This is a genomic window from Bacillus sp. FJAT-27245 (genome assembly GCF_001273955.1).
Classification (GTDB): domain Bacteria; phylum Bacillota; class Bacilli; order Bacillales; family Cytobacillaceae; genus Bacillus_D.
The window spans coordinates 4,529,236-4,543,791 of the sequence record NZ_LIGI01000001.1 but is presented as its reverse complement, the minus strand read 5'-3'; the positions used below and the strand labels follow the sequence as shown (position 1 = coordinate 4,543,791).

Genomic DNA, 14,556 nt, shown 5'->3' with positions numbered 1-14,556 from the left:
ACAGGTGACTACCGCGGGCTGCGGACGCCGGCTTGAAGGATTAGCTGAAAGTCGGGAGAAGTGCTTCACTTAGCCGAGCGAATTCGTCAAGGGAAAGAGTTTCCCCTCTTCTCGATGGCTCAATGCCTGCTTTCTCCAGCGCGGTGGTTATAGCTTCTTTCCGTTCCTTCCCGCCCTCAAGCTGGCTGGTAAGATTATTTAGGATCGTTTTGCGGCGTTGGGCGAATGCGGCCCTTGTAACTGTAAAGAAAAACCGTTCGTTAGAAACCGATACAGCAGGCTCGTCCCTTACATTGAGGCGAATAACCGCGGAGTCAACATTCGGCTGCGGGACAAATACCGTTTTCGGAACAATCATCACCGTTTCAGCCTCAGTATAATACTGAACTGCAATGGATAGCGACCCATAGTCCTTAGATCCCGGCTTGGCCGAAATCCTATCGGCGACTTCCTTTTGGAGCATCACAACAATAGCCCGGACAGGAAGCTTTTCTTCTAGAATTTTCATAATGATGGGCGTGGTCACGTAATAAGGCAAATTCGCGGCAACAACAAGATCCATCCCCGGGTCGAATTCTTCCTTAATAACCTCCGCGGCATTGGCCTTTAAAAAATCACTGTGTACGACCTTTACATTTGAGTATGGAGAAAGTGTATCCTCAAGTATTGGCAATAGCCGCTGGTCAATTTCAAACGCCACGGTCTTCTTGCTCGCCTTTGCCAGCTGTTCAGTCAAAGCGCCAATGCCGGGGCCGATTTCAATTGCCCCCGTCTCGCCGTCTATGCCTGCCGCATCAACAATTTTGCGTAATATATTTGTATCGATTAAAAAGTTCTGTCCAAGGCTTTTCTTGAATGAAAATCCGTATTTCTCAAGTATGGCCCTGGTTCTTAATGGGGTTGCTATATCTTTATCCATTTTCATCCTCCCGCTGGATGGCTTTCATAGCTTCGGCAAATTGGCTGCCGCTGATTTGGAACATTTTCAGCCTCTTGTGAAGCTGTTTACCATTCGTATACCCGATTTTCAGGATTTTGCCCAGCCTTGTCCGTTTCTCGCTTGCCCCCGGGCCGCCGATTAGCCCGGCATCGATTAAATCATCCTTGGTAATTTCCTCGATGGCCTCCTCATTTGTCAACTGGGCGTCCTTTAACGCCTTCCGGATGGCTTCTGGCTCCGCGTGCTCGACACCAATCCCCCGGCCATGCCGTTCCTTCGCCTCTTCTTTTTGCAAAAAAGCATGTTTGCAGCCCGGTACCTTTTGGGCTATCTCCTGGCGGATTTTTTCACCAGGGAAATCGGGGTCAGTAAAAATAATAACGCCCCGTTTTTCATTCGCAAGCCTGATTTTTTCAATTGTTTCCTCATTCAATGCGGAGCCGTTTGTCTCGATTGTATCTGCCTCAACAGCCCTTCTTATCGCGGTGGTATCGTCTCTGCCTTCTACCACGATGATTTCTTTAATTTTCATTGCATCCTCCATCGGAGTGGGATTAGAAAAGCGCAGGCGCCAGATCAGCGCCGTATGAACCGAAGTATACTAGGCGCTTGGCGCTGGAGCTAGACAACTTTAAAACATTCTATTGTTTTAAAAAAACTTAATCTTTTTGCAAAAGTACTGAAACCAAACTGTAACCTTTTGCGTCTATATAAACAATAAGGAAATTACGTCCTTAGTATAAGGAATAATTAGCACAAAAACAAAATGCAGAGGTTTGCCCCCTGCATTTATGTATGGCTAATTCAAAATCTTGATCTTCACTTTCCTTGTCCCCCACCGATATGCGTCGGACAAATTCGGGAAAAAGACGTCTATTTTATGTCCCTTGATTGCGGAGCCTTTATCAGCGGCAACTGCATAACCATATCCTTCAACATACACTTTCGTACCAAGCGGAATAACCCTTGGGTCAACTGCAATTACCTTTAAATGTGGATTCGCACGAAGATTGATTCCTGTTGCAGTCGTGCCCGAACAGCCATTGCAGCCGGCGGTATAGGCTGTAGAGGATACATAAAGTTCCCTGCCCCCTGCAGGTGCTGCGCCCCGCGAAACCTGGGCAACGAGGATTTTCGTGCCAACAGCAACAACTTTGTCCTGTTTGGCGCGGACCGTTTTTTCACTGATCAGCTTCCGGGTAACTTCTTTTCCATTTTCCCTTACGACTTCGAACTTCCTTGAACGAAGTCCATCTTTCCCTTCGGTGACAACCTTATTACTGCCTTTTGCCAGTTTGGCATCCTTCTTTGTGACCACTGCAAACTTAATTGGTTCTTCCACTACATCGGTGACTTTTTCTACTCGAACGACCTTTATCACGGCATTTTGTTTGATCTCTTCCTGCAAGGGAGGTTCAACTCGATCTAGTTTAGTTAGTATAATGCCTTGCTGTTTTAAAAAGTCAGCGACCGTAGCCGAAGTGGACCACACTTTTTGTTCTTTCTTGCTGCCATCAATTAAGCTTAAATAAAGAGCTTTCCTGATTTCGATGCTCATTTTGTTGCTGATTGGCTTTTCGGGTCTTACAGAAATATGATCTTGCGGTATCAACGCTATCTTCTGCTCGTCAAGGAGCTCCCCAACCGTGTCGGCTGTAGTCCATACCGTTTTTTTCTCGTTATCTTTGACAAGTTCAACCTGCTTCGCTTTCTTCCAGACGATTTCAAGATTGTCCTTCACCTTGGTCCCGACTGGAGGAAACAGATAGTCATTTGAGTTGACCGTAATGTTCAACTCCCTGAATAGATCTTCCACGGTGCCAGCCCGGGTTTCCACCGTTTTCTCCTTGCCGTTAATGGTCAAGGCGACGGTGCTTTTTGTCCCTTCATAAAAAAGGATCCCGAGGGTAGCTATGAAAACTAGGAAACTGGCAAAAAACACTGCCATTTTCTTCCTACTCAAAGACGTTGGAAACAGGCTTTTCATGTTTATGGATCCGATGAAAAACGCCTCCTTTTCTTGGAGTGATTATATAGAACCATATTGCCGGCTGTCAACTCTGGTACTTTTCCGAAGGTAGTTCTAATTATGCACATCCCACCTGGAAAAGCAAAGAATTACTTATCGACATGTTCATCCTATGCAGAAAAGGAGACTTGTAGAACTTTTTGTTTTTATAAAAAAATTGGACAAACTTCCTATCAATTCGACACGTTCTTCTATCGGCTTATGCCGAATAATCGCAAAGCATTTTCTGTTGTAGCCTTTGCTACATCCTCAAACGGGATGCCCTTGATACTGGCAATTTCCTCGGCGACAAGCCTGACATAGGAGGGTTCATTGCGCTTCCCCCTATGCGGATGCGGGGTGAGGTATGGGCAGTCGGTTTCGATGAGCAGCCTTTCGAGCGGCAATTCAGCCGCCACTTCCTTTGGCTTTACAGCATTCTTGAACGTAACTGGCCCGCCCAGCGAAATATAGAAGTTCATATCCACACATTGCTTTGCAATTTCAACGCTTCCGCTATAGCAGTGCATAATGCCTCCAACCTCTGAAGCATTTTCCTCCTTGAGGATTTCCACAATATCCGCTGTTGCGTCCCTATTATGGATGACGATGGGAAGTTTTACTTTTTTGGCAAGCCTGATTTGCTTCCTGAACACTTCTTTTTGGATATCCCTGGGTGATTTGTCCCAGTGGTAATCCAAGCCCATTTCACCAATGGCGACCACCTTGGAATGCGAGGCGAGCTCCTCAATCCATACCAGGTCCTCATCCGTCATGTCAATGGCATCGACCGGGTGCCAGCCGACGCAGGCATAAATGAACTCATGGGCCTCCGCGAGTTCGATGGCCTTCTCGATTGTCGGCCGGTCAAATCCGACAACAACCATTTTTTCAACTCCATTTTCCCTCGCCCGGGTGATGACTTCCTCAATATCGTCCTTATACTGCTCCGCGTTCAAGTGGGCATGGGTGTCTATCAGCATGATGCCACTTCCTTTCTTGTCTTCTGACTGCTTTAGTATACCGAAAAGGGAATGCACCGGCGGCAAGACGCGCGGCGGGCATTCCCTTCACTATTCCGCCCCCTGGGGGGGAAGTTATTTGTTACTTGATTTTTGTTCCATTCGGCAGGCTTTGGTCAACCGAGGCGAGCGAGAGTGTTCCCTCTGTCTTTCCGGCAAGGATCATTCCTTGGGAAAGCTCTCCACGCAATTTAACCGGCTTGAGGTTCGTTACGCAAATGACCTTCCTGCCGACAAGGTCTTCCGGTTTGTAGTATTCGGCAATCCCCGAAACAACCTGGCGCTTCTCATAGCCGAGGTCAAGCTGCAGCTTCAATAATTTGTCTGCCTTTTTCACCTGTTCGGCCTGGAGAACTTCTGCAATCCTTAAATCGATTTTCATAAAATCGTCGATTGAAATTTCTTCCGCTTCGGGCATTTCCTCTTTCTTGTCCTCCGGCTTTTGTTCCGGTTCAGGAGTTGGCGCTGCCGATCCCTGCATTTGTGCTTTTATGAATTCAACCTCTTCAGCAATGTCAAGGCGCGGGAATATAGGAGCTCCCTTCACTACTTTTGTTCCTGCCGGAATGATTCCGAATTCATCCAGGCTCTCCCATGACTTTAGTGAGCCATCCTCAATTCCTAGCTGTTCAAAAATCTGCTGCGGAGAGCGGGTCAGGAAAGGCTGCAGAAGAACCGCAACCCTGCGGAGCGATTCGGCAAGGTGCGCCATTACGGATCCAAGCTCAGCTTTGCGCTCCGCGTCCTTGGCAAGTACCCACGGCTGGGTTTCGTCGATATACTTATTCGAACGGCTGACAAGCTGCCATATTGACGAAAGGGCCACGGAAAATTCCATTTTTTCCATCGCATCTTCATACTTTGCAACTGTTTCCCTGTTAGCCTCAAGAAGGCTCTCATCATATTCCGTCACAGAACCGGTATAAGCCGGTATTTCACCGCCAAAATATTTGTCGACCATTGCAACAGTACGGTTAAGAAGGTTTCCAAGGTCATTGGCCAGGTCGAAATTAATTCGTTCGACAAATCCTTCTGGAGTGAAGACGCCATCCGATCCAAACGGCACTTCCCGCAGGAGGTAATACCTGAGGGAGTCCAGGCCGTACCTGTCGATTAATGTGACCGGGTTTACGACATTCCCTTTCGATTTGGACATTTTTCCGTCTTTCATTAAAAGCCAACCATGGGCAAATACCTTTTTAGGCAGAGGAAGCCCCAATGCCATCAGCATAATTGGCCAATAAATGGTATGGAAACGGACAATTTCCTTACCGACCAAGTGGACGTTGGCAGGCCAATATTTCCGGTATTTCGAATCATCGCCGCTTCCATAACCCAAAGCGGTGATATAGTTGGACAGGGCGTCAATCCATACATAAATTACATGCTTTGGATTGCCCGGCACTTTGATGCCCCAGTCAAACGTCGTTCTCGAAACAGCAAGATCTTCAAGCCCCGGTTTTATGAAATTGTTGATCATTTCATTTTTTCGTGATTCCGGCTGGATGAAGTCAGGATTCTCTTCGTAAAATTGGAGCAGCCTGTCTGCATACTTGCTCATCCGGAAGAAATACGATTCTTCCTTTACCTTCTCAACTGGGCGCCCACAGTCAGGGCAATTCCCTTCAACTAGCTGCCTGTCCGTGTAAAAGGACTCACACGGCGTACAGTACCAGCCTTCGTATTCATCCAGGTAAATGTCCCCTTGTTCGACAAGCTGCGCAAAAAGCTTGTCGACCGATTTTTTGTGCCTGTCCTCTGTTGTTCTGATAAAATCATCATAGGAAATATCAAGTTTTTTCCAAAGCTCCTGGATACCGGCTACTATCCCATCGACATATGCTTGGGGGGTTAGGCCTTCTTCTTCCGCCTTTCGCTGAATCTTTTGGCCGTGCTCATCCGTCCCGGTCAAATACATCACATCAAAGCCGCGAAGGCGCTTGTATCTAGCCATCGCATCCCCTGCAACAGTTGTATATGCATGCCCTATATGCAAATTCCCGCTTGGATAGTAGATAGGGGTTGTCAGGTAAAACGTTTTGTCTCTCTTTTCCATCGAGATCTCTCCTTCATGTATACCTATCGCTCAAAAGGCTGTTGAGGTCATTATTGCCTTTTCTTTTCAGCTTCTATCACCAAAATATACAGAAAATCAAGGATTTCTGCAATATAATCGGCTTTTCAGCCGCCCACTTCCAAAAAACTTTCACATCTATCCCTATAAAAAAAATGGAAGCGCCGAATAGTATTGTTGTTTGAAGTATAAACTCATGTTTGTCGAAATTTGCGTTTTTCTGTTTTTTTATTATACTAGTAAAGTGTCCCGAATTTTTTTCCTGTTTTTTCAAAAGGAATTTCAGTATTCAGAAAACATTGCTGCATTAAGGTTTTCACTACACCCAAAACTTGTTAATACTTTTTTTGCGATAAATTTATTGACGAATATGGGAATCGCTGGTATTATAAAACTATTAAAAAAATTGTCGAATAATGGCGAATGAAGTATTATTAGAGAATCTTTTTTTTAAAAATGAGAGGAGAAGCTTATATGAAATCTACAGGTATTGTACGTAAAGTTGACGAACTCGGCCGGGTGGTTATTCCAATCGAATTACGACGCACACTCGGAATTGCAGAAAAAGACGCTCTGGAAATTTATGTTGATGATGAGCGCATCATCCTGAAAAAATACAAGCCAAACATGACTTGCCAAGTGACTGGCGAAGTTTCCGATGACAACCTTGCCCTTGCAGAAGGAAAGCTAATCCTAAGCCGTGAAGGTGCGGAACAGCTACTAAAAGAAATTGAGTCTGTATTCAGCAAATAATATTTAAAAGGCTTCTCCTTTGCCGGAGAAGCCTTTTATGTTTTAATGTTTTTTTACTCTACGTGATATTCCCTATAAATATCACGCTTGCTTAGGCCGCGGTCTTTTGCCGCTTTTTTAATTGCGTCTTTTGAGGCCAGGCCTTCAGTGGCAATATAGTGGCCGACATGCTCTTCGACTGACATGCCTTCCCACCACGGCAATTCTTCCGAGGCCACGTCTTTCGCGCCTTCAAGAACGAGGCAAAACTCCCCCCGTATTTCCCCGTTCTTGCACCAGTCAATGGCTTCCTCGACGGATCCCCGGATAAATTCCTCAAATTTTTTCGTAAGTTCCCTGCAGAGTACGATTCTCCTGTTCCCTAAAATCTCAAGAATTAGACTGAGCGTTTCCTTTAGGCGATGTGGCGATTCATATAGAACAATGGTTGCCGGCTGCTTTTTTAATAGTTCGAGCTCATTTTTCTTTTCCTTGCGCTGCCTGTGCAGGAAACCATAGAAATAAAACGGCTGCGGCGAAAGGCCGGACGCAATCAGTGAAGTCAGCGCGGCATTTGCTCCCGGCAGTGGAACTACCGCAATATTTTCCTTTATCGCCATAACAATAATATCGTATCCAGGATCGGAAATAGCAGGCATGCCCGCATCGCTGACCAATGCGATTTTCTCGCCATTCCTCAGTTTTTCCAGCAATTTTTCCCCGCTCGACTCTTTGTTGTGCTCATGGTAACTTACCACAGGAGTTGCTATTTCAAAATAATTGCACAACTTTTTCGTATTACGTGTATCCTCGGCCGCGATAAGTGCCGCTTCCTTAAGAATCCGGATTGCCCGAAAGCTCATATCCTCCAAATTGCCGATTGGAGTTGGGACAAGGTAAAGGATCCCTTTATAATTTTCGTTTTCAAAGCTCTTTTGCTGCTGCATACGCGCGGCCTCCTTCCCTTGCCAAAAACTCTTCCTTTTTTACCCGGGACAGCTGTTTAAAGCGGTATTCTGCCTGCATTGCCTCCGTTTTTGTTTGAAAGGCCTGCGCGAAGACAAGTTCCACAGGACTGCGGCCCCTTGTATATTTGGCTCCTTTTCCTTCATTATGGAGCCTGACCCTCCGTTCAAGATCGTTCGTATAACCTCCATAATAACTGCCATCGCGGCACGATAATACATAGAAGTAATGGTCAGTCGGCGCCATATAAAATCTCCCTTACTTCCGGCGTATATTCATTATTCCCATCATAAACAATAAGAGGCGGCAAAATTTTCAGGCCTGGCTGGCCATTCTTGGTTGCTTCAACAAGCAAGGTATTCGCCTCCTTGCCCTCCTTTGGGTAAACGAATTTCATCCTCTTCGGCTCAAGCCGGTACTTGCGCATTAGCTCTATCATATCATTCAGACGTTCGGGCCGATGCACAAAAGCGACCTTCCCACCTGCCCTGGCAAGTGCGGCTGAGACACGAATCGTATCCTCAAGGGTGCACATAATCTCATGCCTCGCGATTGCAAAGTGTTCATTATCATTAATTTCCGAGGTTGGCGGCGTTTTGAAGTATGGAGGATTGCATGTTACGACATCAAACTTGCCATAGCCAAGCTGAGCGGGCGTGTCCTTCAAATCGCCGTGAATCATCTTCAGGCGGCTATCAAGGCCATTGTAGGCGATGCTCCTGACTGCCATGTCATAGAGCCGTTCCTGGATCTCCACGCCCGTAATCCGCCCCTTCGTCCTTTTGCTTAGGAAAAGCGGAATGACACCGTTGCCGCTGCATAAATCAATCAGGTTCCCTTTTTGTATCGGAACATAGACGAACCGTGACAGCAGGACCGCATCGAGCGAAAAGGAAAATACTGTCGGGCTCTGTATGATCCGCAAATTTTCAGCCAGCAAATAATCCAGCCGCTCATCATCTTTTAAATCGGCCATTGAGTACCTCCTATATCCACAAAAAGGCCTTCCCGTTGAAAGGAAGGCTTTATTTTTTATTCAAAAATGACAGGCAAAACAGGCAATCTCCTTCTTTCCGCAAGCTGCCGAAATGCAAATTGCAAATATGGAAGCCTTCCTGGTAAAGGCGCGCCAAATTGTCATAGCCTTCACCAATGTCCACGGTCCTGGCTTCGGATGCGCCAGCCTTTTTCCCTTTTTTGCCCTGTCCTTCCACCTGTTCCGGCGTTTTTTCAAGGCGCCGGCGCAGGAACTCGTTTTCAAGCTTCAGCGAGTGGTTCTCTTCCAGTATTTCTGCCAGATGCTGTTTTAATTCGCCAAGCTGTTGGTAAAGATTCCCGATTTGGGTTTCCATCGAGCCAACCGATTCAAAAATTTCCTTCTTATCCACGTATTCCACCTCATCAGTCTGTGGATGGTATCGAAAAAGCACCTTCTTTAAGGATTTCGTCGAGGGTGAATTCCAGCACCCTTTCCTGTTCCTTTATATCGACCTGGAGGATGCGTTCCAGTATATTCAATCCAACAACCTTTCCTCTTCCAAGCGGAGTCGTAATCACTTCGCCGAGATCCGGGAGAAGGTCCTTCGCTGTTTCATATTCGTCGTTTTCATATTTCAGGCAGCACATGAGGCGGCCGCATAATCCTGAAATTTTGGTTGGGTTGAGGGAAAGATTTTGGTCCTTTGCCATTTTGATTGAAACTGGATCAAAATCGCCGAGGAACGTCGAGCAGCACAGCATCCTTCCACAAGGGCCTATGCCACCGAGCATTTTCGCTTCATCCCTGACCCCGATTTGCCTTAATTCAATCCTTGTCCTGAAAATGGACGCAAGGTCCTTGACAAGCTCCCTGAAATCAACCCTGCCATCAGCGGTGAAGTAGAAAATGACCTTGTTTCTATCAAATGTATATTCAACATCAACAAGCTTCATATCAAGCTGATGCCCATTCACTTTTTCACAGCAAACGTCATACGCTTCCTTTGCAGCCAGCTTGTTTTCCTCCACAATGAGCCTATCCTTTTGATCTGCAATCCGCACAACCTTTTTCAAAGGGAGGACAACGTCATGCTCGTCCACTTGTTTGCGGGCAATGACAACCTTGCCGAATTCAACTCCGCGTACGGTTTCGACAATGACATAGTCATCCTTTTCTATGGGCAGATCTCCGGGATCGAAGTAATATATTTTTCCCGCTTTTTTAAAGCGGACCCCGACTACATCATACAAATGCTGATCCCTCCTGCAATTTTAACACGAGCTGTTCCATCAGAAGCTGGGGGTTCATATTGGCGTGAAGCCGCCGCTTCGCGTCAAGAACCGCAGCCATCTGATCGGGCAAACTCCGTGTCCGGGTCTGAAGGGCAAATTGCTGAAGCCGTCCTGATTCTTTTTTATAAACAATTTGCTCCTGTTTTCCCAATTGTATATATAATAAGTCCTTAAGTACGAGAAGTAGTAAGTCCAGGCCGCGGTCAATCTGATCTTTCTCTTTAAAGTGCTGGAACCATTCCCCCTGGAGGGCGACCATTGCCTCCAACGGATTCTTTTTAAGCACTTCATATAATTTTACCACTATTTTTTGGGCTTGTGCAAACCAATCCTGCGTATTTAGTTCCAATGCCTCATGAACATTATTTGTTAATTGGGCAAGCAGTGGAGCAGAATCCGGGTCAACCCCGTTTTCAACCAGCTTTTTAATGAAAAGGTCAGGGGGAAGAGGCCTGAACGATAAGATTTGGCAGCGTGACAGGATGGTAGGAAGCATTTGCTGAGGGTTCTCCGTAAGCAGGACGGCGACTGTACCCGCCCCCGGTTCTTCAAGGAATTTCAGCAGTGAATTGGATGCTCCGGATGACATTTTTTCGGCATCAACAATAACATAGACTTTCCTCGAAGATTCCATTCCTTTTTTTGAAAACTCCTCTTGAAGCTCCTTGATTTGCTGTTTTTTAATTGAAAGGCCATCCGGTTCGACCCAGTGGACATCAGGATGGTTGCCGCTGCCAATACGCTTGCAGTTCAGGCAACTTTCGCACGGTTTGAAGCCATTGACTGGATTGACGCAAAAAAGCGCTTTTGACAATTGCTTGGCCGCATCCTTTTTCCCGGTCCCCCGCATTCCTTCAAACAAATAGGCATGGGCGACCCGGTTCTTCTGTATGCTGTTTTGTATCATTTTTAATGCCGCCGGCTGAATTTCTTCAAGCCCCTCCCAAGTCATTGCCAATCCAGCTCACCTGCTTATGATTCATTTTTACCTATCAGCGGAAATCGCCGCTGAAGGTAGTTTCACACTATAGAAAGGGGGAAGGCGCCTTTTTTTCAAAAAAGGGCCTTCCAAAAATGCGGGTAGTTAAAATTGTAAAAATTGCTCAATTGGCAGGACAAATACTGTTGCTCCTCCAACCTCAACTTCAACAGGGTATGGAACGTACGAATCCGCATTCCCTCCCATAGGCGAAACCGGTGCCACGAGCTGGTCCCTCGCTTTACAGTTGATCCTGATAATCTCCAGCGCCTTCTCAACTCTCGCGTCATCCGTACCAATCATAAAGGTTGTATTTCCCGATTTAAGAAAGCCTCCTGTTGTAGCAAGCTTTGTAGCCCTGAAATTATGCTCCACGAGCGCGTTTGATAGCCTATTGCTATCCTGGTCCTGTACAACCGCAATAATTAACTTCATTTGCGTACAACCTCCTTTTTCAAATGATTGGTACTATACTTTCTTCTTCCATTATAGCAGGATTTCCTGCTCCCCACATGAATGAAGGGGGTGGAAATTATCTTAAAGAAAAAATCCCCCCTATTTTAAAGGGAGGATTTCCTTTATTTTTTCCAAAGCGGCCGTAAAAACTTCTTCCATCGGCAAGGAGGCATCAATCACTGCAATCCTGTCCGGAAAACGGTTCAAAAGAAGATGGTAGCCTTCCCTTACCTTTCGGTGGAACTCAAGCTCTTCCAGATCGAGCCGGTTTACTTCACGTCCCTTGTGCTTTTGAATCCGGGCCAATCCTTCTTCCGGGGTAATATCAAAATAGATGGTCAAATCAGGCATCATTGTTTCAATGGCGAACTCATTAATCTTATAGACCTCATCGATCCCTAAACCCCGCGCATATCCCTGATAGGCAAGGGAGCTGTCGACAAAACGGTCACATAGGACAACGGCGCCATCCTCGAGGGCCGGCTTCACTTTCTCAACCAGATGCTGCCTTCTTGCTGCGGCATACAGCAGCGCTTCCGTACGAGGGTCCATCGCAGTATTGTCAGGTTCCAATATAACCCTTCTGATTTGCTCCGCGATGTCGATTCCGCCAGGTTCCCTTGTAGTAAGGATTTTAATTCCGTTGTTTTGCAAATGTTCACTTAAAAGGCCCAGAACCGTTGTTTTTCCCGCCCCATCAGGGCCTTCAGTCGTAATAAATAATCCAGTTTTCATCATGACCTCCAAAATTTCGAGCTTATCTATAGATGAGTATTTCTCCGTCTTCAAGCCGCTCTCCGCCGTGAAAGCGGGAACCTGATTTTATTAATTGCGCAAGCTTCCGTGCCATCAATTCGCTAACCCGCTCCCCTTTCAGTATAAGCGGAATCCCAGGTGGATAGGGGATAATTGTCTCAGCCGCAACCGAACCCGGAGCGTTTTCAAGCTTTACAAGTTCGCCTGTGAGCCCCTCCATTTCGTGATAGGAAAGAGCCAGACGGGAAAGACCCCCTCCCCTTGAGAATACATCAGGCTCTTGTTTGAAAGGAGCGTAATCACGAAGTATATCTTTTATCTTTTTGGCTGCAGGAACGAACGGGTAGGGCATGTCCTCTTTTAAAAGAGGTAGCACAAGCAAAACATTGAAAGGGTCAGCCAGTTCTGTAAAGATGCCTTCATGCTCAAGAAGCTGCTGTATTTCATAGCCAGTAAGGCTGCAGGCACTTTGTACCGCCACTTTTAGAGGGTCGGTTTTTTCTCCAGCTTTTAGGATCCGTATTTGCGGAATATCAGCAAGTTCCTCCCTGAACCGGCTGACTTCCTCCATCAGGCTGGACAAGTCCCTCTTTTTAAAAGTTCCTAGGTACATTCTGGCCAAATCCAATGAAGCCATAAGTGGATAAGATGGACTGCTTGACTGAAGCATTTGCAGGTAATCTTTTAACCGGCCGAGATTGGCCAGCCTACTATTAAAATGGAGGAATGACCCCATTGTCATTGCTGGAAGCGTCTTATGGGCAGACTGGACAACAATATCGGCTCCAAGGGCAACTGCTGATGTGGGGAAGCTGTCCCCGGCAATAAAGTGGGCACCATGTGCTTCATCAACAAGGACCGGAATCCCGTTTTGGTGGGCGGCCTCAATTATTTCTGCTATCGGGTCTGCAATTCCATAATAGTTCGGGTATGTAAGAACAATTCCTTTTATTTCGGGAAAGCGCACCATTGCCTGTTCGACCGCTTCTGTATCCAGCCCGCCAGCAACCTTCCATTCACCGTTAAAAACCGGCTCTATGAATATAGGGTCGGCTTTTGCAAGGCGCAAAGCATTTACTATCGATTTATGGCAATTCCGCTGTACAAGAACTTTGTCCCCTTCCCCGCAAACGGATAAAATCATGGCGAGGTTGCCACAAGTGGAACCGTTCACAAGAAAAAAACTTTCTTCCACACCGTACAGCTCGGCTAGAAGCTCCTCTGCTTCCCGAATCACCCCTTCCGGAGAATGGAGGTCATCCAGTCCGGAAAGCTCCGTTGCATCAAGCTTCATAATCTCCTTAAAGCATGCGCCTGCCATCTCGTTAAGGACCGTTCCGTATTTATGACCGGGTACATGGAAAGATACCGGCATTTTATTTACATGTGCCATCAATGCATTAAATAAAGGTGTATTTTGCTGATTCATATTTTCTCCCAGGCAAAGTTAAGTCTCATCTATTTTATCAGACTTAACGGATTAGGGGTAACGAAGAAAAAAATAAAGCCCTTAAAGGACTTTTATGATAATATATGCGGTTCAGCCACTTTCCTTAGCTGTTTTAAAAAATATCTATACCTGGGGTCATTTGTTTCAGTGGAAACCATATCCCTTTCACACTCCGAGCAAATAAAAGAAGTGTAAAGATGTATACCCTGCGTTTTTGTTTTCTCGCACACGACACAAGCTTCCTTATAATGATTAGCCACAGGCTGATAATCCACTTCTCCCACCTCCATACCCCCATTGTGCCCACCGGACAGGATTTGTATACAATTTTTCGAATTGTCGTATCGCCTATTGTTCTTAATGTATGTGCACACGCCCAATTCGGTGTATGTCTACCTGTTTTTTTATGATGATTTTTGATGGAAAGGTTGTATCCTTTCTCCTCGAATGAGGCGGGGATTGGGACAGGAATTGGCGGTTTTGGAACTTCCGTGTCAAAATGAAGCGAGGATTCGGACACAAGCCCCTTGTAAATCCACTTTACTGTCCAAACATTGGGCTTCTTTGGCCTCGCATCCCTCAAAAATTCAGTGTCAAAATAAAGTAAGCCTTTAGACAACATATGAAGGTTTCGCTACTTCACTTTGTCCAAGTGAGGCAGCGATACACCAACTAATTTACACTGCCGATTTAGTTCTTTGCTGTCTCTCAAATAGAAAGAAAGGTTTCTGATGGCTGGCAGTTCATTCACTTGTGTTTTAAATACAAAAAAGACAACCTTTTCAAAGGTTGCCTACCATTTTGTTTGCCCGGCAGCGTCCTACTCTCACAGGGGCAAGGCCCCAACTACCATCGGCGCTGAGAAGCTTAACTTCCGTGTTCGGTATGGGAACGGGTGTGGC

At 46.2% G+C, this 14,556-nt stretch carries 16 protein-coding genes and 1 other annotated feature; of the genes, 1 reads left to right on the top strand and 15 read right to left on the bottom strand.

What is annotated here, in order from left to right; genetic code table 11:
• Nucleotides 1-40: 40 nt before the first annotated feature.
• From rsmA to metG, 5 genes are all read right to left on the bottom strand, one after another.
• On the bottom strand, nt 41-919 hold the full coding sequence (gene rsmA / locus ADU24_RS22095) for a 16S rRNA (adenine(1518)-N(6)/adenine(1519)-N(6))-dimethyltransferase RsmA (RefSeq protein ID WP_053368668.1): 879 nt from the start codon (nt 917-919) through the stop codon (nt 41-43).
• Nucleotides 912-1,472 carry a ribonuclease M5 gene (gene rnmV, locus ADU24_RS22090; RefSeq protein WP_053368667.1) on the bottom strand — a complete coding sequence of 187 codons (561 nt, stop codon included), beginning with the start codon at nt 1,470-1,472 and terminating at the stop codon, nt 912-914. The genes rsmA and rnmV overlap by 8 nt, the downstream gene beginning before the upstream one ends.
• Before the next feature lie 267 nt (nt 1,473-1,739).
• The gene (locus tag ADU24_RS22085) at nt 1,740-2,888 is read right to left on the bottom strand and encodes a G5 and 3D domain-containing protein (RefSeq protein ID WP_231689661.1); all 1,149 of its coding nucleotides are present in this window, start codon (nt 2,886-2,888) and stop codon (nt 1,740-1,742) included.
• 272 nt (nt 2,889-3,160) lie between these two features.
• Nucleotides 3,161-3,931 (bottom strand): TatD family hydrolase, encoded by a 771-nt coding sequence (locus tag ADU24_RS22080; RefSeq protein WP_053369049.1) that lies wholly within the window; start codon nt 3,929-3,931, stop codon nt 3,161-3,163.
• 121 nt (nt 3,932-4,052) lie between these two features.
• Nucleotides 4,053-6,032, bottom strand: coding sequence for a methionine--tRNA ligase (gene metG, locus ADU24_RS22075; RefSeq protein WP_269432255.1), 1,980 nt, complete (start codon nt 6,030-6,032; stop codon nt 4,053-4,055).
• Between the two features lie 468 nt (nt 6,033-6,500).
• Here metG and ADU24_RS22065 point away from each other — a divergent pair, with 468 nt between their 5' ends.
• Nucleotides 6,501-6,797, top strand: a complete 297-nt coding sequence (locus ADU24_RS22065) for an AbrB/MazE/SpoVT family DNA-binding domain-containing protein (protein WP_269432245.1) — start codon at nt 6,501-6,503, stop codon at nt 6,795-6,797.
• 53 nt (nt 6,798-6,850) lie between these two features.
• Here ADU24_RS22065 and rsmI read toward each other — a convergent pair whose 3' ends face one another.
• The 10 genes from rsmI to ADU24_RS22825 all read right to left on the bottom strand — a co-directional run bounded on the left by rsmI (nt 6,851) and on the right by ADU24_RS22825 (nt 13,944).
• Entirely contained in the window at nt 6,851-7,723 is an 873-nt protein-coding gene (gene rsmI, locus ADU24_RS22060) for a 16S rRNA (cytidine(1402)-2'-O)-methyltransferase (protein WP_053368662.1), read from the bottom strand.
• Nucleotides 7,701-7,988: a GIY-YIG nuclease family protein gene (locus ADU24_RS22055; protein ID WP_053368661.1), complete on the bottom strand. Its 288-nt coding sequence runs from the start codon at nt 7,986-7,988 to the stop codon at nt 7,701-7,703. The genes rsmI and ADU24_RS22055 overlap by 23 nt, the downstream gene beginning before the upstream one ends.
• Nucleotides 7,975-8,718 carry a tRNA1(Val) (adenine(37)-N6)-methyltransferase gene (locus ADU24_RS22050; protein ID WP_053368660.1) on the bottom strand — a complete coding sequence of 248 codons (744 nt, stop codon included), beginning with the start codon at nt 8,716-8,718 and terminating at the stop codon, nt 7,975-7,977. The genes ADU24_RS22055 and ADU24_RS22050 overlap by 14 nt, the downstream gene beginning before the upstream one ends.
• 49 nt (nt 8,719-8,767) lie before the next feature.
• A complete protein-coding gene (yabA, locus tag ADU24_RS22045; RefSeq protein WP_053368659.1) occupies nt 8,768-9,130 on the bottom strand; it encodes a DNA replication initiation control protein YabA in 363 nt (120 codons plus the stop codon).
• 13 nt (nt 9,131-9,143) lie between these two features.
• The gene (locus ADU24_RS22040) at nt 9,144-9,971 is read right to left on the bottom strand and encodes a PSP1 domain-containing protein (RefSeq protein WP_053368658.1); all 828 of its coding nucleotides are present in this window, start codon (nt 9,969-9,971) and stop codon (nt 9,144-9,146) included.
• Entirely contained in the window at nt 9,964-10,965 is a 1,002-nt protein-coding gene (gene holB, locus ADU24_RS22035) for a DNA polymerase III subunit delta' (protein ID WP_053369048.1), read from the bottom strand. The genes ADU24_RS22040 and holB overlap by 8 nt, the downstream gene beginning before the upstream one ends.
• A 132-nt stretch (nt 10,966-11,097) precedes the next feature.
• Nucleotides 11,098-11,427 (bottom strand): cyclic-di-AMP receptor, encoded by a 330-nt coding sequence (locus ADU24_RS22030; protein ID WP_053368657.1) that lies wholly within the window; start codon nt 11,425-11,427, stop codon nt 11,098-11,100.
• 120 nt (nt 11,428-11,547) lie between these two features.
• Nucleotides 11,548-12,183, bottom strand: a complete 636-nt coding sequence (tmk, locus tag ADU24_RS22025; protein WP_053368656.1) for a dTMP kinase — start codon at nt 12,181-12,183, stop codon at nt 11,548-11,550.
• A 22-nt stretch (nt 12,184-12,205) separates the two neighbouring features.
• On the bottom strand, nt 12,206-13,633 hold the full coding sequence (locus tag ADU24_RS22020) for an aminotransferase class I/II-fold pyridoxal phosphate-dependent enzyme (protein ID WP_053368655.1): 1,428 nt from the start codon (nt 13,631-13,633) through the stop codon (nt 12,206-12,208).
• A gap of 92 nt (nt 13,634-13,725) precedes the next feature.
• Entirely contained in the window at nt 13,726-13,944 is a 219-nt protein-coding gene (locus tag ADU24_RS22825; RefSeq protein ID WP_082307008.1) for a sigma factor G inhibitor Gin, read from the bottom strand.
• 527 nt (nt 13,945-14,471) lie between these two features.
• Nucleotides 14,472-14,556: a sequence feature (5S ribosomal RNA rRNA prediction is too short), on the bottom strand.